Below are 21,459 nucleotides of genomic sequence, written 5' to 3' on the forward strand. Positions count from 1 at the left end.
CAGTCTCAGTTACGCGCCGTTACGGCGCATAAAAGCCAATACATGTTCGTCGGCCACCGGGACAGCATCGGGATGCTGCCAGCCAGTCACTTCGCCCACCCCTATGACCATAATGCCGCCAGGCGCCAAGCGCTCGATCAGGCGGTTAAGGATGTCGCGGCGACGCCAACGGCGAAAATAAATCAGCAGGTTCTGACAAAAGATCACATCCATGCTGTGAAGTGGCGCATTGTTTAGCTCAAGCACGTTGAGGCGAATGTTGCAGCAGCGGCTTTTTAAGGCATCGATCACCGCGTAGCGACCATCTTCTGCCGGGGTAAAAAAGCGTTCGCGTTGCGCTTGTGAAACATTGTTCAACCGCGCGGCGGCATACACACCCTGACTGGCCGTGCGCAGCGCCTGCGCGCTGATATCGGTACCCGTCACGCCAAACTGCGACCACTGCTTTTCGTCTTCACCAAGCGCTTGGGCTGCGCAGATGGCCAATGAGTACATCTCATCGCCCGTCGAACAACCGGCACTCCACATCTGTAACGGACGCTGCAATCCTTGCCGAACACGCTCCTGCAGGTATTCATCCAGCAGGTTGAACGAGGCGGGATGGCGAAAGAAGCGGGTCTCTTGCACCGTGAGGCGGTCCAGCAAACGCGCCCATTCCACGGCGCCCTGCGGCCCTTCGCCCACGCGGGCAAGATACTCGTCGTAGTTGTCTAAGCCCAACTCACGCATCCGCGCATTCAGTTGAGTCAGTAGAAAGCTGCGACGGCGTTCATCCAGCACCATGCCCGTGCGGTTTTCCAACAACGTTTGCCACGCTTCAAACTGCTTAGGCAGCAAGTCGCGGGTCGGTTTCAGCGACCAAGACGTTGACGGCACACGGGGCTCCTCGCTCAAGGGCAACACGCGCCCAGCCTAAACCGGGCGCGACTCCACTTAAACGGCGTCCGGCAGCTTGAAGCCGGATACAGACTTACGCATGTCACCGGCCAACTTGGCCAAGTTACCAATGCTTTTCGCCGTCGCGGTGGTACCGGCAGAAGTCTGCGAGGTAATTTCCTGAATCACGTTCATCGTGTTGGAAATGTGGCCGGCAGAAGAAGCCTGCTGACGTGCGGCGTTAGAAATGTTCTGAATCAAGGCCGCCAATGTCCGCGATACCTTTTCAATTTCTTCCAGCGACACACCCGCGTCTTGGGCCAGACGAGCACCACGCACCACCTCGGTGGTGGTTTGTTCCATCGAAATTACCGCTTCGTTGGTGTCGGTCTGAATCGTTTTAACCAGCGCTTCAATCTGCTTGGTTGCCGCAGAGGAACGTTCCGCAAGGCGCTGTACTTCGTCCGCAACCACGGCGAAGCCTCGGCCTGCGTCACCGGCCATAGAGGCCTGAATCGCGGCGTTAAGTGCCAGAATGTTGGTTTGGTCAGCAATGTCGTTAATCAAGCTAACGATGTCACCAATCTCCTGCGACGATTCACCAAGGCGCTTAATACGCTTCGAGGTGTCCTGAATCTGCTCACGGATATTATCCATGCCGGAGATGGTGTTCTGTACGACTTCGTTACCTTTGTTGGCGATCGCTACCGACCGCTCCGCTACCGCGGCCGATTCGGCGGCGTTGGCAGATACCTGGTCAATCGACACGGCCATTTCGTTGATCGCCGCCGAGGCCCCGGCAATTTCTTGCGCCTGGTGCTCAGAAGCTTCGGCCAGGTGCATCGCGGTCGACTGGGTTTCCTGCGCCGACGATGCTACCGATACGGCGGTCTGGTTAATGGTACCTACCAGGTCACGCAGTTGGTCGATGGTGAAGTTAATGGAGTCGGCGATGGCACCAGTGAAGTCCTCGGTTACCGTGGCCTCAGTGGTCAAGTCACCGTCTGCAAGGTCAGCAATTTCGTCAAGCAGACGCAAAATAGCCGACTGGTTCTTTTCGTTGCGCTCCGCGGAGGCGGCCAGACGGGCGCGGGTGTCGGTCACCATCACCAAGCCGATGGCAATAATCGAAGCCAATGCCAACAGACCCAGCACGTAACCAGCAATGGTGTTGAAGTAACGCTCACCGGCTAAGTCTTCGAAGCGGGTGGCCAGCATCGAGGCTTTGTCCAGCAGAGTTTGCGACAGGCCGAAGATGTTGTTGGCAGACTCACGGACCTGGAACAGTTCCGGCGAGGTTTCAAGAATCTCGTCCACGCTACCGGAAACGAATTCGAACAACTCAGAAATCTCCGCCAGACGCTCCAGCGCGTCCTCGTCGGTTACCTGAGTAACGCCCATTGAGGCGTTGCCTTCGATCATACCGGCCAATACGCGACCGAACAGGCTAGCGTCACGACCGAAACTATCGGCGGCTTGCACGGAGTCTTCGTCACCGACCAGTACCTTGTTTACCGAACCGAGAATACGCTCGGCCAGCAGTGACTGGCGCTGCGCTACCGAGACCTGATCGGCCGGTGCTTCGGCGTCGAGCAGAATCTCTACCACTTCCTCGTACTCGACCTGCAGCTGCGGAATGGTTTCCGCCAGCGTCGCGGCTACTTCATGCAACGAGATTACGGTCTGCTCACTGGCCAGAATCGAGTCAGCGTTTTGCTTCAGCGCGTCCCAGTCCTGACCTACGCCACTCATTTCGCCAGTCAGGCTTTCCGGCGCAGCCGGCAGCCCAGTGGCTTCGTCACCCTGCGTCAGGTAGTCCCAGCGGCGCTGGAAATCGTCGCGCGAATCACGCAGCAAGGCGAACGCCTCAGGAGTACCGCCCGCCGCTTCCGTGGCGTTTTTAGCGATACGCTGCGACAGAACGCGCAGCTCACCGGCGTGGCCGATGTATTCCTTATCGTAGCCCGACTGGGTATTCAAATAAGCAAAGTTCGCGAACAACAGCACGATCGACACAATCAAGATTACGAACAAACCCGTAATCAAGGTGTTACTGCGAAGTCCGGATAGGAGATTACCTGCGTCAAGTTTCATCAGTTTGGCCCTCGCCTGGCCTACCGCTTTACGCTTCCGTAAGACTCAAGACCAGCGAACTGGTCTCACCAAAAATTAAACTGCGACATCCATGAAGCCCTGATCATGGCTTAGCTCACGCGGGCTAAACACCAACCAAGGCACATCGGACTGAAAGACGCCCTGAATAAAGGGCGTGATGTTGGCCTCTAGCGGCGGCAGGTCTTCAGCAAAACTGTCGACCGGGAAGTGCTGCATACCCAGCACCTCATCGACGATCAGCCCTGCCAATAACTCGCCCCGTTCAACCACCAGCACCCGACGCTGCTTACGCGTGCCGGTGAGCTCTTGGCCGAAAAAGCCACACAAATCGATAATCGGAAGCAAACGACCACGCACGTTGGCCACCCCACGCACCCAGCTCTTAACGCCAGGCAGCAAGGTGTAACGCGGCTCATGCAGAATTTCGCTGACTTCGCCCATCGGTGCCACTAAGTGACGACCCGCCAAGCGAAAGCCGATACCGCTCCAGGTCTGCACAATTTCTTTTTGCGCAGGCAAGCCCGCCGCCTCAGCACGGCAGCGACTGGCGATATCGACTAAGAGAGAAAAAGGACTTTGTGTGCCCGTCATGCTGACCCGATCTTATTGTTCTATTCGTTGACGGCGCGCGGCTTAACCAGCCAGCACAGCCTTCAGGGTGTTCAGCAATACGCTTTCTTCAACCGGCTTGGTCAAATAATCTTTTGCGCCCTGACGCTTGCCCCACACCTTGTCAGTTTCCTGATCTTTGGTGGTCACGATCACCACAGGGATGTGACTGGTTTCTGGGTCTTTAGTCAGCTGACGGGTCGCCTGAAAGCCATTCAGCCCCGGCATTACTACGTCCATCAGCACCGCATCGGGCTTTTCCTGACGCGCCAGCGCTACACCGTCGGCGCCGTTTTCCGCCTTCAGCACTTCGTGACCATGCTTCTCCAGCATAGCCGCCAGCTTGTACATCTCGGTTGGCGAATCATCAACGATCAGGATACGAGCCATGAATGTCCCCACAAATTTGCTACGACCGGTTTATCCGGCACTCATTAGGATGCTTGTTCTACCGGCGCAAACTCAGGCACGTGCGCCTTGATTGCACCCAACAATTCTTCTTTGCTGAACGGCTTGGTCAGATATTGATCCGAACCCACGATGCGCCCCTTGGCTTTGTCGAACAAGCCATCTTTTGAGGAGAGCATAATCACCGGCGTACCCTTGAAGGCGCTGTTGTTCTTGATCAGCGCACATGTCTGATAGCCATCCAAACGCGGCATCATGATATCGACAAAGATGATATTCGGATGACTGTCGGCAATTTTTGCCAAGGCATCGAAACCGTCGACAGCCGTGATCACATCACAGCCCACTTTCTTCAGCAGGGTTTCAGCGGTACGACGAATCGTTTTCGAGTCGTCGATCACCATGACCTTAAGCGCATTGTCTTGCATAAGTTTCCGGCCCTACCTACGCCAGGACTCTTTATAAGTTCTTATACCTTGGGCCACCACGGTGCGCCAAGAGCGACAACCGTACGCGAACCCCTTTTTTAGCACACTATCCTTGGGCAAGCTATAAAGCACTGCCCAGTACACTGGCCCGTTCTACCGCTTTGGAGGCGACTCAATGAGCATCCGCGTCGGCGTCGTGATGGACCCCATCAGCCGCATCAATTTCAAAAAAGATAGCACCCTCGCCATGTTACTGGCGGCGCAACAGCGCAATTGGGAGCTGTTTTATCTCGAGCAAGCCGACCTCTTTCAGCAGCAAGGCCAAGCTTTTGGCCGGATGCGACCGCTATCCGTAGCCGCCGACCCGCAACACTGGTACCAACTGGGCGACGAAGTGGATCGCCCGTTAAGCGACCTGCACATCATCCTGATGCGCAAAGACCCGCCCTTCGACAACGAATACATCTACGCCACTTACCTGCTTGAGCAAGCCGAGCAGCAAGGCTCACTGGTGGTGAACAAGCCGCAGAGCCTACGCGACTGCAATGAAAAATTCTTTGCCACGCACTTTACTAAACTGACACCCACCACGCTGATCAGTCGCCGTGCCGATATTCTGCGCAAGTTTGCCGCCGAGCAGCGTGACATCATTCTCAAACCCTTGGATGGCATGGGCGGCTCGCAGATTTTCCGTCACCGCGAAGGCGACCCTAACCTTTCGGTCATTCTCGAAACGCTCACCCTGCATGGCCAACAGCAGATCATGGCGCAGCGTTATATCCCCGAGATTACTCAGGGTGACAAACGCATTCTGATGATCAATGGCGAGCCGGTGCCATACTGCCTCGCGCGCATTCCCGCCCAAGGCGAGACCCGTGGCAACCTGGCCGCCGGCGGCCGTGGCGAGGCGCGCCCGCTAAGCTCGCGCGATCAAGAAATCGCTGCCATTGTCGGCCCTGAGCTAAAACGTCGCGGATTGATCTTTGTCGGCCTAGACGTCATCGGCGACCGACTGACGGAAATCAACGTCACCAGCCCGACCTGTATCCGCGAAATCGACGCTGCCTTCGCTACCGATATTGGCGGCCAGCTGATGGATACCCTTGCGCTCATGCTGAAAAACTAAAGTCGCCTTCGCAGCGCGCAGGCCGACAGGTTGCGCGCTGCGTCATAGACTTTTCAGCCTTTGATGGGCAGACTGCGGGCTGTTTAATTGCTTCCGTTTGCTGTCGATGAATGCTGCCGTGACGCCCGATCTCAGTACTAGCCAAGCGCCCATTCAGGCAGCTGATCGCCTGGGATTCACCCTATTTCTAGCCGCTGCTATTCATGCGCTGCTGATTCTCGGCATCTCATTCGACCTGCCAGACCCGAACACCTTAAGCAAAACCCTAGAAGTCACCCTTGCCACCCTCAAGAGCGATAAAAAGCCCGAGGAAGCTGACTATCTGGCGCAAATCAATCAAGAAGGCAGCGGCACCTTAGAACACAAGGCCACGCCGAAGACCACCGAAGAAGCGCCGTTCCAAGACAAAGAAATTCGCAAAGTGGCGCCGCCAACCCCGGCGCCGCAAGCCAGCAGCGAGCCTGTACCCGCCAAAGCGCTGACCACCCGCGCACCGAGCCCCGAGCGCGTCACGCCACAACCGATCAAGCCCGAGCCTAAGCCAGTACAACGCCCCACGCCGTCGTTTGACACCAGCATGCTCTCGGCAGAAATCGCCAGCCTAGAGGCGCAGCTGTCACAAGAACGCGAGCTGTACGCCAAGCGCCCACGCGTGCACCGCTTAAACGCCGCCTCCACCATGCAAGACAAAGGCGCTTGGTACAAAGAAGACTGGCGCAAAAAAGTCGAGCGCATCGGCAACCTCAACTACCCCGCCCAAGCGCGTCAACAGCAGATTTACGGCAGCCTGCGTTTGCTAGTGTCGATCAACCGCGACGGCACCCTGCGTGAGGTGTCGGTGCTAGAAAGCTCCGGCAAAACCGTGCTCGACCAAGCCGCCCTGCGCATCGTGCGCCTTGCCGCGCCCTACGCGCCGTTTACTGGCGATTTAGCCGATGTCGACGTACTAGAGATCATCCGCACCTGGCGCTTTGAGGCCGGCGACCGCCTTTCTAGCCGCTAAACCAGCGCTCGCCAGCCGCAAACTGCCCACGCAAACGCCCAGCGGACTTGTTACCCCGCCCGCCAAGCGCCACACTTAGCGCCATGAACGACAGCACCTTTGTCAGCCTGCGCAACCATTTTCTGATCGCCATGCCGCACATGGCCGACCCGAACTTTGCCCATACACTGACCTACATTTGTGAACACTCCGCCGACGGCGCCATGGGCATCGTCATCAACCGTGCTAGCGGGCTGGATTTGGCGGACATCATCGAGCACCTCGACAGCGAAGCCAGCGCCCCCGTGCACAATAGCCAGCAGGCCGTGTATGCCGGCGGCCCGGTGCAAACCGATCGCGGCTTCGTGCTGCACAGCCCCAGCCACCACTACAAATCGACCCTCGATATCGGTCATGTGTTTTTAAGCACCTCACAAGATGTGCTGTTTGATATCGCCGCCGGCCAAGGCCCCGAGCAAAGCCTGATTGCCCTCGGCTATGCCGGCTGGGATGCCGGGCAACTGGAAGCCGAAATTCTCGACAACGCTTGGCTCACCTGCCCTGCCGAGCTGGATATTTTGTTCGCCCTAGACGCCGACACCCGCCTTGCCGCTGCCGCGACACGCATGGGCGTCGACCTCGGCCTGCTCAGCAGCCAGGCCGGCCACGCATGAGTACGCCGCTAAAACTGGTGATGGGTTTTGACTTCGGCACGCGGCAAATTGGCCTCGCCATTGGCCAGCCGCTGCTCGGCAGCGCCCGCGAGTTGTGCACCTTAAAAGCCCGCGACGGCGTGCCAGATTGGCAGCAAATCGAACGCTTACTGAAAGAGTGGCAGCCGGATGCCCTCGTGGTCGGCATGCCGCTGAATATGGACGGCAGCCCCAGCGAGATGAGCGCCCGCGCCGACAAATTCGCCCGCCGCCTGCACGGCCGTTTTGGTCTGCCGGTGCATACCCATGACGAGCGCCTGACCACCTTCGAAGCCAAAGGCCAGCGCCTACAGCAAGGCCAGCGTGATGGCTTTAATCAGCGCCCCGTGGACGCCCTCGCCGCCGCGCTCATGCTGCAAGGCTGGCTGGAACAAAACACCCCCGTTAATCCCTAGGAGTTGCCATGTCGCCGAGCTTACCCAGCCCCGCCGAACTGATTCCCGCCCTCGCCCACGAGCTCAAAGCCCTGCTGGCGCAGAAGCAGATTAACGCGCCGCAGTTTATTGGCATTCGCACCGGCGGCGTGTGGGTGGCGCAAGCCCTGCTCGCCGAGCTCGGCCACAGCGACGAACACTTAGGCACCTTAGATGTGTCGTTCTACCGCGACGACTTTACCCAGAACGGCCTGCACCCACAGGTGCAACCCTCGGCACTGCCGTTTGATATCGAAGGCCAGCACCTGGTGCTGGTGGACGATGTGCTCATGAGCGGCCGCACCATTCGCGCCGCGCTCAACGAGCTGTTCGATTACGGCCGCCCCGCCAGCGTGACACTAGTCACCCTGATTGAGCTGGACGCCCGCGAATTACCAATTCGCGCCGATGTCAGCGCACTGCGCCTGTCCCTGCCGGCCGATCAGCGGGTAAAATTGCGCGGCCCCCAGCCCTTGTCCTTGGAACTGCGCCAACTGAGCGCCGCCACCGCCTGAGACAATCATCATGTTCGCCTTGTCCCATACCCAGACGCTGCAGCTCAACGACCAGGGCCAGCTGCGTCACTATCTAAGCATCGACGGCCTATCCCGCGAGCTCCTCACTGAACTGCTGGATACCGCCGACTCATTTTTAGAAGTCGGCGCGCGCTCGGTGAAAAAAGTCCCACTGCTACGCGGCATGACGGTGTGCAACGTGTTCTTCGAGAACTCCACGCGCACCCGCACCACCTTCGAGCTCGCCGCCAAACGCCTGTCTGCCGACGTGATCAACTTGGACATCTCCACCAGCTCGACCAGTAAGGGCGAGAGCCTGTTCGACACCCTGCGCAACCTTGAAGCCATGGCCGCCGACATGTTCGTCATGCGCCACGGCGACTCGGGCGCGGCGCATTTTGTTGCCGAGCACGTGTGCCCGAACGTGGCAGTGATCAACGCCGGCGACGGCCGCCACAGCCACCCGACCCAAGGCATGCTCGACATGCTCACCATTCGCCGCCACAAAGGTGACTTTGCCGGGCTGTCGGTGGCGATTGTTGGCGACATTCTGCACTCGCGCGTGGCGCGCTCGGACATGCTTGCTCTGCGCACCTTAGGCTGCACCGATATTCGCGTGATCGCGCCGAAATCGCTGCTGCCAGTGGGCATCGAGCAATACGGCGCCACGGTTTATCACGACATGAACGCGGGCCTGAAAGACGTCGACGTGGTGATCATGCTGCGCCTGCAAAAAGAGCGCATGCAGGGCGGTTTACTGCCCAGCGAAGGCGAGTTCTTCCGCCTCTACGGTCTCACTCAACAGCGCCTCGCGCTAGCCAAGCCGGATGCGTTGGTGATGCACCCGGGGCCGATCAACCGTGGCGTGGAGATTGAATCTGCGGTGGCCGATGGCGAGCACTCGGTGATTCTCAACCAAGTGACCTACGGCATCGCCGTGCGCATGGCCGTGCTGGCGATGACCATGAGCGGGCAGAAAACCCAACGCCAACTGGACCAAGAGAGCGAGGCCTGACATGCGGATGACCCTCAAAGGCGCGCGCGTCATCGACCCCGCCAGCCAACGCGACGAAAACGTCAGCATACACATTCAAGACGGGCGCATTCTAGCCCTCGGCAACGCACCCACCGGCTTTACCGCCGAGCGCCTGCTCGACTACTCGGGCCTGGTGATTGCCCCGGGCTTAGTGGATTTAGCCTGCGCCCTGCGTGAGCCGGGCTTTGGCCGCAAAGGCAATATCGCCAGCGAAACCCTCGCCGCGGCGGCTGGCGGCGTGACCAGTCTGTGTTGCCCGCCGTTTACCCGCCCAGCGCTAGACACCCCTGCGGTGGCCGAGCTGATTCTAGACCGCGCCCGCGAAGCCGGACACACCAAGGTATTCCCGCTTGGTGCGCTGTCCAAGGGTTTAGCCGGTGAACAACTGGCCGAACTGGTCGCGCTAAGAGACGCCGGCTGCGTGGCGTTCACCAACGGTTTAACTCAGTTCCAGCACATCCGCACCCTGCGCCGTGCGTTGGAATACGCCGCCACGTTTAACCTCACCGTGGTGTTTACCTCGCAAGACCGCGACTTGGCCGAAGGCGGCTTAGTCCATGAAGGCCCGGCGGCGGCCTTCCTCGGCTTGCCGGGCATTCCAGAAACCGCGGAAACCGTGGCCTTGGCGCGTGACCTACTGCTGGTGGAGCAAACCGGCGTGCGCGCGCACTTTAGCCAACTGACCAGCGCGCGCGGCGTGGAGATGATCGCCCAAGCGCAAGCCCGTGGCCTACCGGTGACCGCCGATGTGGCGCTGTACCAGCTGATCCTCACCGACGAAGCGCTGCACAGCTTCTCTGGCCTCTATCACGTACAACCGCCGCTACGCTCCAGCAGCGACCGCGAAGCGCTGCGCGAAGCGGTGCGCGCTGGAGTGATTCAAGCCATCGCCAGCCACCACCAACCGCACGAAGGCGACGCCAAGCGCGCACCGTTCGGCGCTACCGAAGCCGGCATCAGCAGTGCCGAACTCTTGCTGCCGCTAGCGCTGACCTTAGTGCAGGACGGCCTGCTCAGCCTGCCGCAGCTGCTGGAACGCTTAAGCCTTGGCCCCGCGCAAGCGCTCAAGCTCAGCGCCGGCAAGCTAGGCATCGGCGAAGCGGCTGACTTGGTGATCTTCGACCCAGAAAGCTGCACCGTGGCTGGCGAGCGCTGGTTCTCCAAGGGCGAAAACTGTCCGTTTATGGGCCACAGCCTACCCGGCGCAGTGCGGTACACCTTGGTGGATGGGCACATTAGCTATCAGCGCTGAGGAAACGCCGATTAACTCAGCGCTTCCCTAGCCCTCGTTAGACAAAAAAGCCGGATAGTCATCTATCCGGCCCTTTTTTACTTGAAGCACTGAACCTTAGAAGCGTCGGTTTAAGTCATCTTCATTGATTTCCAAGCTCAAGCCCTGACTCACCGAGCCCAAATGCTCGGCATCGGTTTCTGAGCCGAGTTTGATCATCAAGCGCAGGTCGTTGGCCGAGTCGGCGTGCAGCAAGGCGTCTTCGTAGGTGATTTCACCCTGCACATAGAGGTTGTAAAGCGCTTGGTCGAAAGTCTGCATGCCCAAGTCGGTGGAGCGCTTCATCAAGGGCTTCAGCTCGTGCACTTCGCCTTTACGGATCAAGTCCGCCGCCAGCGGGGTGTTGAGCAACACTTCGATCACCGCACGGCGGCCTTTACCGTCGGGCGTTGGCACCAGCTGCTGAGCGACGATGGCGCGCAGGTTAAGCGACAAGTCCATCCACGTCTGGTCATGACGATCCGGCGGGAAGAAGTGAATGATGCGGTCCAAAGCCTGGTTGGCGTTGTTGGCGTGCAAGGTGGCCAAACACAGGTGTCCGGTTTCCGCGAAGGCCACCGCGTGGTCCATGGTTTCGCGGCTCCGCACCTCACCAATCATGATTACATCGGGCGCCTGACGCAGGGTGTTTTTCAGCGCCACTTCAAAGCTGTCGGTGTCGATACCCACTTCGCGCTGGGTGACGATGCAGCCTTGGTGCTGGTGGATGTATTCGATCGGGTCTTCGATGGAGATGATGTGCCCGGAGGAGTTCTTATTCCGGTAGCCAATCATCGCCGCCAGCGAGGTGGACTTACCGGTACCGGTGGCACCGACGAAGATCACCAAACCACGCTTAGTCATCGCCAGCTTCTTCAGCACCTCAGGCAGCTTGAGCTGCTCAAGGGTGGGGATGTTGGTTTCGATCCGGCGCAGCACCATGCCCACCAAGTTGCGCTGGTGGAAGGCGCTGACACGGAAACGCCCCACGCCACGGGCGCTGATGGCGAAGTTGCATTCGTGGGTTTCGAGAAACTCGCGGCGCTGCTGTTCGTTCATCACGCCCAGTACGGTTTCGCGGGTTTGCTCCGGCGACATGGCCATCTTAGTGACTGGCATCACCTTGCCGTTGACCTTCATCGACGGCGGCACGCCGGCGGTAATAAATAGGTCCGAGCCGCCCTTTTCCACCATCAGGCGCAGCAGCTTTTCGAATTCCATAACGTAGCGTCCTTATAAGCTCTCGGGGCTCTTGGCCTTTTCTTTGGCGCTGTCACGGCTGACCAAGCCCTTGGCGAGCAAGGTTTTCAGGCAGCTGTCGAGGGTCTGCATGCCCAGCGAGCCGCCGGTCTGAATCGCCGAGTACATCTGCGCGACCTTATCTTCACGGATCAGGTTACGGATTGCTGGGGTGCCGATCATGATTTCGTGCGCCGCCACACGACCACCGCCGATCTTTTTCAGCAGCGTTTGCGAGATCACCGCCTGCAGCGATTCCGACAGCATGGAACGGACCATGGATTTTTCTTCAGCAGGGAACACGTCCACCACGCGGTCGATGGTTTTTGCCGCACTGGTGGTGTGCAGGGTGCCGAACACTAAGTGGCCGGTTTCCGCGGCGGTTAGCGCCAGACGGATGGTTTCTAAGTCACGCATCTCACCGACGAGGATGATGTCCGGGTCTTCACGCAGTGCCGAGCGCAAGGCTTCCGAGAAGCCTAAGGTGTCGCGGTGCACTTCACGCTGGTTGACCAAGCACTTCTTCGACTCGTGCACGAATTCGATCGGGTCTTCGATAGTGAGGATGTGGTGGTATTTGTTGCTATTAATGTAGTCGAGCATCGCTGCCAGCGTGGTCGACTTACCCGAACCGGTCGGCCCGGTGACCAGCACTAAGCCGCGCGGCACGTCGCTGATCTTGCGGAACACATCGCCCATGCCCAAATCTTCCATGCTTAATACCTTGGAAGGAATGGTCCGGAATACCGCGCCCGCGCCGCGGTTCTGGTTAAAGGCGTTCACCCGGAAGCGCGCAACGCCGGGCACTTCGAAGGAGAAGTCAGTCTCGAGGAATTCTTCGAAATCCTTACGCTGCTTGTCGTTCATGATGTCGTAGATCAGCGCGTGAACTTGCTTGTGCTCCAGGGCTGGCAAGTTGATGCGGCGCACGTCACCATCGACGCGAATCATCGGCGGCAGGCCAGCCGACAGGTGCAAGTCTGACGCGCCCTGTTTGGCACTGAAGGCCAGCAGTTCGGTGATATCCATGAAGCTCCCCAATTATTCTGGCAATGCAGGTAGAATGCGGCTTTGCGCAGCATCGAGCCTGACAGTGGAATGCCGGTAATGTCCACCATAGCAGACAATATTGCAAACGTGCGGGAGCAGATCCGTGAGGCAGCGCAAGCCGCCGAACGTTCGCCACAAAGTGTGCACCTGCTTGCCGTGAGTAAAACCAAACCCGCCAGCGCGATTCGCGCCGCGCATGCCTGTGGGCAACGCGATTTCGGCGAAAACTACCTGCAAGAAGCTCTCGACAAGCAAGCTGAATTGGCTGACTTGGACCTGTGCTGGCACTTTATTGGGCCGATTCAATCGAACAAGACGCGGCCGATTGCCGAACACTTTGCCTGGGTGCATTCGGTAGATCGTTTGAAGATTGCTCAGCGTCTTTCTGACCAGCGCCCCGCGCATTTGCCACCGCTAAATATCTGCCTGCAGGTGAATGTCAGTGGCGAGGCGAGCAAGTCTGGCTGCGAGCCGGCGGAGCTGGCCGAGCTAGCTCAGGCCGTGAGTCAACTGCCTAACCTCAAACTACGCGGCCTGATGGCGATTCCCGAACCCAGCGAAGACCTCGCCCTGCTGCACCAACGCTTTGCCGCTGTGCGCACACTGGCCGCGCAGCTGAACCTTGGCCTCGACACCCTGTCCATGGGCATGAGCCAAGACTTACCCGTCGCCATCGCCGAAGGCGCCACGTGGGTGCGTATCGGCACCGCACTGTTTGGCGCCCGCGACTACCCAACGCATTAAAGGAAGCCCTATGAGTTCACCCCACATTGCCTTTATTGGCGCTGGCAACATGGCCAGCAGCTTAATTGGCGGCCTGCTCGCCGAAGGTTTTCAGACCAACCAACTGATCGCCAGCGACCCCGGCGCAGAAACCCGCAGCCGCGTGGCCGAGCAGTTTGCCATCGCCACCACCGACGACAACGCGCAAGCCGTGGCCGGTGCCGACGTCATCGTGCTGGCGGTTAAGCCGCAGGTGATGAAGGCCGTGTGCCAGGCCTTAGCGCCGCAGCTAAGTGCTGGCCAGTTGATTGTTTCGGTAGCCGCCGGCATCCCCTGCGCCAGCTTAGAAAAATGGCTGGGCGATGTGGCTGTGGTGCGCTGCATGCCCAACACCCCCGCGTTGCGCCGCCAAGGCGTAAGCGGCCTGTTTGCCAATGCACGGGTCAGCAGCACTCAGCGGGCACTGGCCGAACAACTGCTCGGCGCCGTTGGCATCTATTTGTGGGTCGAGCAAGAAAGCCTGATTGATGCGGTGATTGCCGTGTCGGGCAGTGGCCCGGCGTACTTCTTCTTAATGATGGAAGCGATGACCGAAGCCGGCGCCAAGCTGGGCCTGTCACGCGCCGATGCGGAAAAGCTTGCCCTGTACACCGCCTTAGGCGCTGCCGACATGGCGATTCATGCTGATGTCGATGCCGCCGAACTGCGTCGCCGGGTGACCTCGCCGGGCGGCACCACCGAGCAAGCCATCCGCACCTTTGAAGAGGGCGGGCTGCGCAACTTGGTAGAACAGGCTATGAATAACTGTGCGGCGCGCGCCGCCGAAATGGCCGAACAACTGGGCCAATAACCCGGACCGACCTTAAGGAGAACGCCATGGCCGGCCTCGCCGAAGCCCTGATTTACATCATCCAAACCTTGGGCAGTCTGTATCTGCTGATCGTGCTGTTGCGCTTTGTGCTGCAACTGGTGCGCGCCGACTTCTATAACCCGCTCAGCCAATTCACCGTTAAGGCCACCCAGCCGCTGTTAAAGCCCATGCGCCGGGTGATTCCGGGCTTTGCCGGGCTCGACCTCGCCTCGCTGGTGCTGGCCATTGTGGTTCAGCTGCTGCTGATGATCATCACCCTCACCCTGACGGGCTATGGCGTGGGCGGCTTTATTTTGCAGCTGTTGGTGTGGTCGCTGATTGCTGTGGGCTCGCTAATGCTTAAGGTGTTCTTCTTCGCCTTAATCGGCAGCGTGATTCTTTCTTGGGTTGCGCCGGGTAGCCATAACCCTGCCGCGCAGCTGATCAACCAGATTTGCGAGCCGCTGTTAGCGCCGTTCCGCAAACTCATCCCCAACCTTGGCGGGCTGGATATTTCGCCGATTTTCGCCATTATGACCATCCATTTAATCGACAACTTTGTCTTATTCAAATTAGCCAAGAACACCGGCATGCCTGCCATCTTGGCGCCCTTTATGTAATGCCCGAGCTAATCTGGGATAACGGCGCGCTGCTGCTGGACTGCTATCTACAGCCGCGCGCCAGCAAAGATGAGTTTTGCGGCTGGCATGACGGACGGATGAAAATCCGCCTTACCGCGCCGCCGGTAGACGGCCAAGCCAATGCCCTGCTGATTAAATTTCTCGCCAAGCAATTTGGCGTGAGCAAAAGCGCGGTGAGCTTGGTGAGCGGCCAGCAGTCACGGCAAAAGCGCGTACGCATTGAGCAACCCAACCTTTTGCCAGACGCCCTCAAACTGACCACTTAGTCAGCCAACTGTGCATCTGGTCGCAGTTCACCTATGCGGGTGATTGACGCTACTCTTGCCAGCGTCGATAACAGTATTGACGTCAAAATTTAACCTCGGCTCTTTAGCCACGCCATCACACCACGAGGTAGCGCCCCGATGAGCATGGAACGTCTCGGTCAACAGGTTGACGAATACCTCGACTGGAAACGCAACCTAGCCCGGCAAATCACCCGCTACCGCAGCTGGTTAGAGAACAACCGCCTCAACAGCCCCGACACCGAGGCCAAGCTGGATCACGCCCTGCGCATACTGCGCCAAGACCAACTGACCTTGGCTTTCGTCGGTGAGTATTCACGCGGCAAAACCGAACTGATCAACAGCCTGTTCTTTGCCGATTTCGGCCAACGCATGCTGCCCTCGCAAGCCGGGCGCACCACCATGTGCCCGACAGAAATCTTCTTCGACCAACAAGCCGGGCGCCCTTACATTCGCTTGCTGCCGATTGAAACCCGCATGACCGAGGCCAATGTCGCCCAGTTCAAGCGTATTCCGCGTCATTGGGTGAACATGCCGCTGGACATGGACAACCCCGACAACATGGCCGAGGCCTTCGCCCAAGTGGCGCGCACTAAGTGCCTGCCGGCTGAGCAAGCGATTGCCTTAGGCTTCGACCCCGACCTGCTGGAACCCGCTGCCGATAAACCCGGTCACGTGCAAGTGCCGGCGTGGCGCCATGCGCTGGTTAGCCTCGATCATCCGCTGCTGCGCCGCGGCCTGCGCATTCTCGACACCCCTGGCTTAAACGCTTTGGGCAGCGAGCCAGAACTAACCCTGTCAATGCTGCCGGCCGCGCAAGCGGTGTTCTTTATGCTCAGTGCCGACACCGGCGTCACCGCCAGCGACATGCAAGTCTGGGAACAACACCTGCGCCCGCTGTACGACGAAGGCCAGTGCACCCTGTTCGCCATCCTCAACAAGATCGACGTGCTGTGGGATGACCTTGCCGGCGACGTCTTCGTCGACAACGCCATTCGCTTAGTGCAACAAGCCACCTCACGGCAGCTGAACTTGCCGATGGACTGCATTCTGCCGTTGTCGGCCAAGCAGTCGCTGCTGGCCAAAGTGCGCAGCGATCAAGCTCTGCTTAGCCGCAGCAAGATCGGCAATCTAGAAAACCTGCTCTGCGATCGCATCGTCGCGCAAAAAGAAGCACTGCTGCAGGAGCGCGTGGTCAGCCAAGTGCTGCGCCTGTCGCAAAACAGCCAAACCGCCCTGCAGCGCCGCGTCGATCAACTGCAGCAACAGCTCAGCGCCATCACCCACAGCAAGCACGACACCGGCAATTTGCTGTTTGAGATGACCGCTAAAGCGAAAAACGAGCACGCCCAGCATCACCGCCGCCTGCTGTCACTGAAAACCAACCAGCGCCTGCTCAAGCGCCAAGGCGACTTGCTGCAAGCGGCAATTCGCAGCACGCAAACGCAAGGCCACGTGACTAAGGTTAAGCGCAACCTGAATACCAGCTGGACCACCTTCGGCATCAACCAAGCCATCCTGCATTTCTTCAACAGCCTAGAGGCCGACCTGCATAACCTGCAGCACGAGGCCGAGCTGGCGAATAAAATGGTCGGCGCCATTTATAAGCGCCATAACGAAGAAAATCCGCTCTACGCCGAAGACCCGCCAGCCCTGTCCATTGACCGCAGCCTGCGCCAACTACGGCAAATTCGCCGACAGGCCGACCAGTTCCGTTTGCAGCTAAAAACCCTGCTCACCGAACAACACACCGTGACACGGCGCTTTATCAACACCTTGGCGCAAGAAGTGCTGCGCCTCCACCGCCGCCTGCGCACCGAGGTGGACAACTGGACGCGCGACGCCCTGACCCCGCTGCTGCAACACAGCCTAGAGCACAAACAGCTGCTCGAAGGGCATCTGCTGGAACTGAAACGCCTCAGCCAACAAGCCCATCAGGCGCAACATCGCAGCGAACAACTGCAGCGCTACCTCGACTTGCTCAGCGAGCAGCTCAACGTCGCCGCCGACATCCAACGCCAGCTGCGCATGCCCGCGCCGTGGCAGCGCAAGGCGAAGGTGGTGAGTATCAGTCAGGGGCAGGCTCGAGCTTAACCAGCGATCTAACGCTGGCAACAGCTCAAAACTGACGGCAAAGGGCGGGCATTCCACCTCGGAATGCCCGCCCTTTTCCTTTAGACTCACGCCTTTGTTTGTCTGGAGTTTTGCCTGATGCCCTCCGAGCTGCCCGCTGATTCCGTCGGCCTTGTCAGTCCACAGACAGCGCACTTCGATCAGCCCTTAATGCTCGCCTGCGGTCGTGAGCTGCCGGCCTATGACTTGGTCTATGAAACCTACGGCCAACTGAACAGCGCACGCAGCAATGCCGTGCTGATCTGCCATGCGCTGTCGGGTCATCATCATGCGGCGGGTTATCACAGCCTCGACGAGCGCAAGCCCGGCTGGTGGGACAGCGCCATCGGCCCCGGCAAACCGATCGACACCAATAAATTCTTTGTCGTCTGCCTGAACAATATCGGCGGCTGCAATGGCTCCACCGGCCCCACCAGCATTAACCCCGCCACCGGCAAACTTTACGGCGGCGATTTCCCGGTGCTCAACGTGATCGACTGGGTGCACAGCCAAGCGCGCCTGGCCGACTTGCTCGGCATCGACGTCTGGGCCGCGGTGATTGGCGGCAGCCTCGGCGGCATGCAGGCCATGCAGTGGAGCATCACCTACCCCGAGCGCCTTCAGCACGCAGTGGTGATTGCTTCGGCGCCTAAGCTGTCGGCGCAGAACATCGCCTTTAACGAAGTGGCACGACAGGCGATTTTGTCCGACCCGGACTACCACGGTGGGCAGTTCTACAGCCACGACACCATTCCCAAACGCGGCCTGATGCTGGCACGCATGGTCGGGCACATTACGTATTTGTCTGACGCAGCGATGGGCAGCAAGTTTGGCCGCGAGCTGAAAACCGACAAGCTCAATTACGACTTCCACAGCGTGGAGTTTCAGGTGGAAAGCTACCTGCGCTACCAAGGCGAGGAGTTCTCTGGCCGTTTCGACGCCAACACCTATGTGCTGATGACCAAAGCGCTGGACTATTACGACCCCGCCGCCGCTTACGAGGACAACCTCAGCCAAGCACTGGCGCAGGCCAAGGCGGACTTTTTAGTGGTGTCGTTCACCACCGACTGGCGCTTTTCGCCGGCACGCTCGCGCGAGATTGTCGATGCCCTGCTGGATGCGAAGAAAAACGTCAGCTATCTGGAAGTCGACGCACCGCAAGGCCACGATGCCTTCCTGATGCCCATCCCGCGCTATTTCACTGCCCTGCGTGGCTATCTGAACCGTATTGAACTGTAAGGCTGACCATGCGCGCTGATCTCGACATCATTCAAGAGTGGATTCCACACGGCAGCCGGGTGCTCGACTTAGGCTGCGGTAGCGGCGAGCTGCTCGAGTACCTGCAACAGCACAAAGCCGTGCAAGGCTACGGGCTGGAAATCGACCCCGACAACATTGCCGAATGCGTGGGTAAGGGCCTCAATGTGATCGAGCAAAACCTCGATTTGGGTCTGGCTAACTTCGCCACCAACAGCTTCGACGTGGTGGTGATGACCCAAGCCCTGCAAGCGGTGCATTACCCAGACAAGATCCTCGAAGAAATGCTCCGCGTGGGCCGCGAATGCATCATCACCTTCCCCAACTTTGGCCACTGGCGCTGCCGCTGGTACTTGTCCACCAAGGGCCGCATGCCGGTGTCGGAGTTTCTGCCCTACACCTGGTACAACACGCCGAACATTCACTTTTGCACCTTCCGTGACTTCGAGGCGCTGTGCCATCGCTCGCAGCTGAAAATCATCGAGCGCCTAGCGGTGGACCGTCGTCACCGCGACGGCAAACTGGCCAACCTGTGGCCTAATCTATTGGGTGAAATTGGTATTTATCGCGTTACCCGCTGACGCCCCGCACAGGAATAACCGCCATGAAAAACCTACTGACCGCCGTCTTAGCCGCCTGTTTAAGCTTCGCCCTGCCCGCGCAGGCCGAACAAGCCAAACAACTGGGCGACTACAAGGTGCACTACAGCGCCTTTAACTCGACCTTCTTACAGCCAGACACTGCCGCCGCCACGGGCCTAGTGCGCGGCAAGCAAACCGGCGTACTGAACATTGCCGTGCAGAAAGACGGCAAAGCCGTGGCCGCCATCGTCGGCGGCGAAGCCAAGGACCTGCTCAGCAAGGTACAGCCGCTGACCTTTAAAGAGATTCGCGAAGGCGAAGCCGTGTACTACCTCGCCCAGTTCACCCACGACAAACGCGAAACCTTAACCTTTACCGTGCGCGTGCAAGGCATTGGCGATGACGCCGTGCAGCAGTTCACCTTTAACCAAGAGTTCTTTGCCGCCGAATGAAACCGCTGACTGAACTGGTACTCGCTAGCCACAACGCTGGCAAGCTGAAAGAACTGCAAGCCCTGCTGGGTGACGGCATTCGCGTGCGCTCGGTGGCTGAATTCAGCCAAACCGCGCCGGAAGAAACCGGCCTGTCGTTTATCGAAAACGCCCTGCTCAAGGCGCGCCATGCGGCAGAGGTGTCTGGCCTACCGGCGCTGGCCGATGACTCGGGCCTCGCGGTGGATGCTTTAGGCGGCGCACCGGGGATTTACTCCGCACGCTACGCCGGCGACGGCGGTGATGCCGCCAACAACGCCAAGTTGCTTGAGGCGCTGAAAGATGTGCCAGACAGCCAGCGCGGCGCGCAGTTTATTTGCGCGCTGGCCTTAGTGCGTCACGCCACCGACCCAGTGCCTTTAGTGTGTGTTGGCCAGTGGCGCGGGCGCATTCTGCACGCCCTGCAGGGCAGCAACGGCTTTGGCTACGACCCACTGTTCTGGGTGGCCGAGCACGACTGCGCCAGCGCAGAACTGAGCCCCGCGCAAAAGAACCAGCTCAGCCACCGCGCTCGCGCCATGGCGCTGCTCATGCAGCAATTACCACAGCAACAACTTCACCAGCAGGGCTTATGAGCACGGCGGCCACACTGCCGCCGCTGGCGCTGTATATCCATGTGCCGTGGTGCGTGCGCAAATGCCCGTACTGCGACTTCAACTCCCACGCCGCAGGCGCCGAGTTGCCAGAAGCGGCGTATATCGACGCCCTGCTAGCCGACTTCGCCAGCGAGCTGCCTGCCGCACAAGGCCGCTCAATCAGCTCGGTGTTCATCGGTGGCGGCACACCCAGCTTGCTGTCTGCTGCCGCCTATCAGCGCTTGTTCAGTGAGCTGCGCGAGCAAATCGCCTTCAGCGCCGACTGCGAGATTACCCTCGAGGCCAACCCCGGCACCTTCGAACAAGACAAGTTCGCCGCCTACCGCGCCTTGGGTATCAATCGCCTGTCGCTGGGCATTCAGAGCTTTGCCCCCGAGCAACTCAAAGCGCTGGGGCGCATTCATGGCCGCGGCGAAGCGCTAAATGCCGCCAGTGCCGCGCGCCAAGCGGGCTTCGACAACTTCAATTTAGACTTAATGCACGGCCTGCCGGGGCAAGACCTCGACGCTGCATTGGCTGACTTGGCGCAAGCCATCGACCTAAAACCCACGCACCTGTCGTGGTATCAGCTGACCATCGAGCCGAACACCGAATACTGGAGCAAGCCGCCGCGCCTGCCCGAAGACGAAACCCTCTGGGCCATTCAAGAGCACGGCCAAGCGCTCCTCGCTCAGCACGGTTTTGCCCAGTACGAAGTGTCGGCCTATGCGCAGCAAGGCCGAGAAGCGCGGCATAACCTGAATTACTGGCAGTTTGGTGACTTTATCGGCATCGGCGCCGGCGCCCACGGCAAGCTCAGCCACATCGATAGCGCTGGCCACTGGCAAATCGAACGACGCTGGAAAACCCGCACACCAAAAGACTACCTAAACCCCGAGAAAGCCTTTTGCGCAGGCAGTGAAAGCATCAGCAGCGCCGACTTGCCCTTCGACTTCATGATGAACGCCTTGCGCCTGCACGCCGGCGTGCCGAGCGAGCTGTACCACGCCCGCACCGGCCAGCCGCTTAGCACACTTAAGCCGGCGCTAACTGACTTGCGCCGCCGCGGCCTGCTGGTTGAGGATGAAGCGCGCCTGTGCGCCACGCCGCAAGGCCAGATGTTTTTAAATGACTTGCTGCAACAGTTTTTAGCCGATTAACCACC

Annotated in this window: 24 protein-coding genes; 17 read left to right on the forward strand and 7 right to left on the reverse strand. The window is 59.4% G+C overall.

Annotation, left to right across the window (positions count from 1 at the left end):
* Window positions 1-9: 9 nt before the first annotated feature.
* From BMX80_RS04090 to pilG, 5 genes are all read right to left on the reverse strand, one after another.
* Window positions 10-876 (reverse strand): CheR family methyltransferase, encoded by an 867-nt coding sequence (locus tag BMX80_RS04090; protein ID WP_139214014.1) that lies wholly within the window; start codon window positions 874-876, stop codon window positions 10-12.
* Window positions 877-933: 57 nt separating this feature from the next.
* Window positions 934-2,973, reverse strand: a complete 2,040-nt coding sequence (locus tag BMX80_RS04095; protein ID WP_074865416.1) for a methyl-accepting chemotaxis protein — start codon at window positions 2,971-2,973, stop codon at window positions 934-936.
* A 72-nt stretch (window positions 2,974-3,045) separates the two neighbouring features.
* The gene (locus BMX80_RS04100; protein ID WP_071873377.1) at window positions 3,046-3,582 is read right to left on the reverse strand and encodes a chemotaxis protein CheW; all 537 of its coding nucleotides are present in this window, start codon (window positions 3,580-3,582) and stop codon (window positions 3,046-3,048) included.
* A gap of 42 nt (window positions 3,583-3,624) precedes the next feature.
* Entirely contained in the window at window positions 3,625-3,990 is a 366-nt protein-coding gene (pilH, locus tag BMX80_RS04105; protein WP_071873376.1) for a twitching motility response regulator PilH, read from the reverse strand.
* Between the two features lie 44 nt (window positions 3,991-4,034).
* Window positions 4,035-4,436, reverse strand: a complete 402-nt coding sequence (pilG, locus tag BMX80_RS04110; RefSeq protein ID WP_071873375.1) for a twitching motility response regulator PilG — start codon at window positions 4,434-4,436, stop codon at window positions 4,035-4,037.
* Between the two features lie 175 nt (window positions 4,437-4,611).
* On the opposite strand from pilG, the gene gshB reads away from it, so the two are divergent.
* The 7 genes from gshB to BMX80_RS04145 all read left to right on the forward strand — a co-directional run bounded on the left by gshB (window position 4,612) and on the right by BMX80_RS04145 (window position 10,473).
* Window positions 4,612-5,562 (forward strand): glutathione synthase, encoded by a 951-nt coding sequence (gene gshB / locus BMX80_RS04115; RefSeq protein WP_074865419.1) that lies wholly within the window; start codon window positions 4,612-4,614, stop codon window positions 5,560-5,562.
* A 106-nt stretch (window positions 5,563-5,668) separates the two neighbouring features.
* A complete protein-coding gene (locus BMX80_RS04120; protein WP_074865421.1) occupies window positions 5,669-6,565 on the forward strand; it encodes an energy transducer TonB in 897 nt (298 codons plus the stop codon).
* 83 nt (window positions 6,566-6,648) lie between these two features.
* Window positions 6,649-7,218 (forward strand): YqgE/AlgH family protein, encoded by a 570-nt coding sequence (locus tag BMX80_RS04125; protein ID WP_074865424.1) that lies wholly within the window; start codon window positions 6,649-6,651, stop codon window positions 7,216-7,218.
* Entirely contained in the window at window positions 7,215-7,652 is a 438-nt protein-coding gene (ruvX, locus tag BMX80_RS04130) for a Holliday junction resolvase RuvX (RefSeq protein ID WP_074865427.1), read from the forward strand. The genes BMX80_RS04125 and ruvX overlap by 4 nt, the downstream gene beginning before the upstream one ends.
* 8 nt (window positions 7,653-7,660) lie before the next feature.
* A complete protein-coding gene (gene pyrR / locus BMX80_RS04135) occupies window positions 7,661-8,185 on the forward strand; it encodes a bifunctional pyr operon transcriptional regulator/uracil phosphoribosyltransferase PyrR (RefSeq protein ID WP_074865430.1) in 525 nt (174 codons plus the stop codon).
* Between the two features lie 10 nt (window positions 8,186-8,195).
* Window positions 8,196-9,200, forward strand: a complete 1,005-nt coding sequence (locus BMX80_RS04140) for an aspartate carbamoyltransferase catalytic subunit (RefSeq protein WP_074865433.1) — start codon at window positions 8,196-8,198, stop codon at window positions 9,198-9,200.
* A gap of 1 nt (window position 9,201) precedes the next feature.
* Window positions 9,202-10,473 (forward strand): dihydroorotase, encoded by a 1,272-nt coding sequence (locus BMX80_RS04145; protein ID WP_074865436.1) that lies wholly within the window; start codon window positions 9,202-9,204, stop codon window positions 10,471-10,473.
* 96 nt (window positions 10,474-10,569) lie between these two features.
* Here BMX80_RS04145 and BMX80_RS04150 read toward each other — a convergent pair whose 3' ends face one another.
* On the reverse strand, window positions 10,570-11,712 hold the full coding sequence (locus tag BMX80_RS04150) for a PilT/PilU family type 4a pilus ATPase (protein ID WP_071873367.1): 1,143 nt from the start codon (window positions 11,710-11,712) through the stop codon (window positions 10,570-10,572).
* Between the two features lie 12 nt (window positions 11,713-11,724).
* Window positions 11,725-12,759, reverse strand: coding sequence for a type IV pilus twitching motility protein PilT (locus BMX80_RS04155; protein ID WP_071873366.1), 1,035 nt, complete (start codon window positions 12,757-12,759; stop codon window positions 11,725-11,727).
* Window positions 12,760-12,837: 78 nt separating this feature from the next.
* On the opposite strand from BMX80_RS04155, the gene BMX80_RS04160 reads away from it, so the two are divergent.
* From BMX80_RS04160 to hemW, 10 genes are all read left to right on the forward strand, one after another.
* Window positions 12,838-13,524 (forward strand): YggS family pyridoxal phosphate-dependent enzyme, encoded by a 687-nt coding sequence (locus tag BMX80_RS04160; RefSeq protein ID WP_074865439.1) that lies wholly within the window; start codon window positions 12,838-12,840, stop codon window positions 13,522-13,524.
* A 10-nt stretch (window positions 13,525-13,534) separates the two neighbouring features.
* Window positions 13,535-14,353: a pyrroline-5-carboxylate reductase gene (gene proC, locus BMX80_RS04165; protein WP_074865443.1), complete on the forward strand. Its 819-nt coding sequence runs from the start codon at window positions 13,535-13,537 to the stop codon at window positions 14,351-14,353.
* A 26-nt stretch (window positions 14,354-14,379) separates the two neighbouring features.
* Window positions 14,380-14,973, forward strand: a complete 594-nt coding sequence (locus BMX80_RS04170; RefSeq protein ID WP_074865446.1) for a YggT family protein — start codon at window positions 14,380-14,382, stop codon at window positions 14,971-14,973.
* Window positions 14,973-15,260, forward strand: a complete 288-nt coding sequence (locus tag BMX80_RS04175; protein ID WP_074865449.1) for a DUF167 family protein — start codon at window positions 14,973-14,975, stop codon at window positions 15,258-15,260. Before BMX80_RS04170 ends, BMX80_RS04175 begins: the two co-directional genes overlap by 1 nt.
* 138 nt (window positions 15,261-15,398) lie before the next feature.
* Complete coding sequence (locus tag BMX80_RS04180) at window positions 15,399-17,372, forward strand: dynamin-like GTPase family protein (protein ID WP_074865452.1); 1,974 nt, start codon at window positions 15,399-15,401, stop codon at window positions 17,370-17,372.
* A 117-nt stretch (window positions 17,373-17,489) separates the two neighbouring features.
* The gene (metX, locus tag BMX80_RS04185; RefSeq protein WP_074865454.1) at window positions 17,490-18,629 is read left to right on the forward strand and encodes a homoserine O-succinyltransferase MetX; all 1,140 of its coding nucleotides are present in this window, start codon (window positions 17,490-17,492) and stop codon (window positions 18,627-18,629) included.
* 8 nt (window positions 18,630-18,637) lie between these two features.
* Complete coding sequence (metW, locus tag BMX80_RS04190) at window positions 18,638-19,228, forward strand: methionine biosynthesis protein MetW (protein WP_071873359.1); 591 nt, start codon at window positions 18,638-18,640, stop codon at window positions 19,226-19,228.
* 23 nt (window positions 19,229-19,251) lie between these two features.
* Window positions 19,252-19,680 (forward strand): DUF4426 domain-containing protein, encoded by a 429-nt coding sequence (locus BMX80_RS04195; RefSeq protein ID WP_071873358.1) that lies wholly within the window; start codon window positions 19,252-19,254, stop codon window positions 19,678-19,680.
* A complete protein-coding gene (gene rdgB, locus BMX80_RS04200; RefSeq protein ID WP_074865457.1) occupies window positions 19,677-20,294 on the forward strand; it encodes an RdgB/HAM1 family non-canonical purine NTP pyrophosphatase in 618 nt (205 codons plus the stop codon). The genes BMX80_RS04195 and rdgB overlap by 4 nt, the downstream gene beginning before the upstream one ends.
* Complete coding sequence (hemW, locus tag BMX80_RS04205; protein ID WP_083394236.1) at window positions 20,291-21,454, forward strand: radical SAM family heme chaperone HemW; 1,164 nt, start codon at window positions 20,291-20,293, stop codon at window positions 21,452-21,454. The genes rdgB and hemW overlap by 4 nt, the downstream gene beginning before the upstream one ends.
* Window positions 21,455-21,459 lie beyond the last annotated feature (5 nt).

Origin of the sequence: Atopomonas hussainii (assembly GCF_900109735.1) — a bacterium.
Taxonomy (GTDB): domain Bacteria; phylum Pseudomonadota; class Gammaproteobacteria; order Pseudomonadales; family Pseudomonadaceae; genus Atopomonas; species Atopomonas hussainii.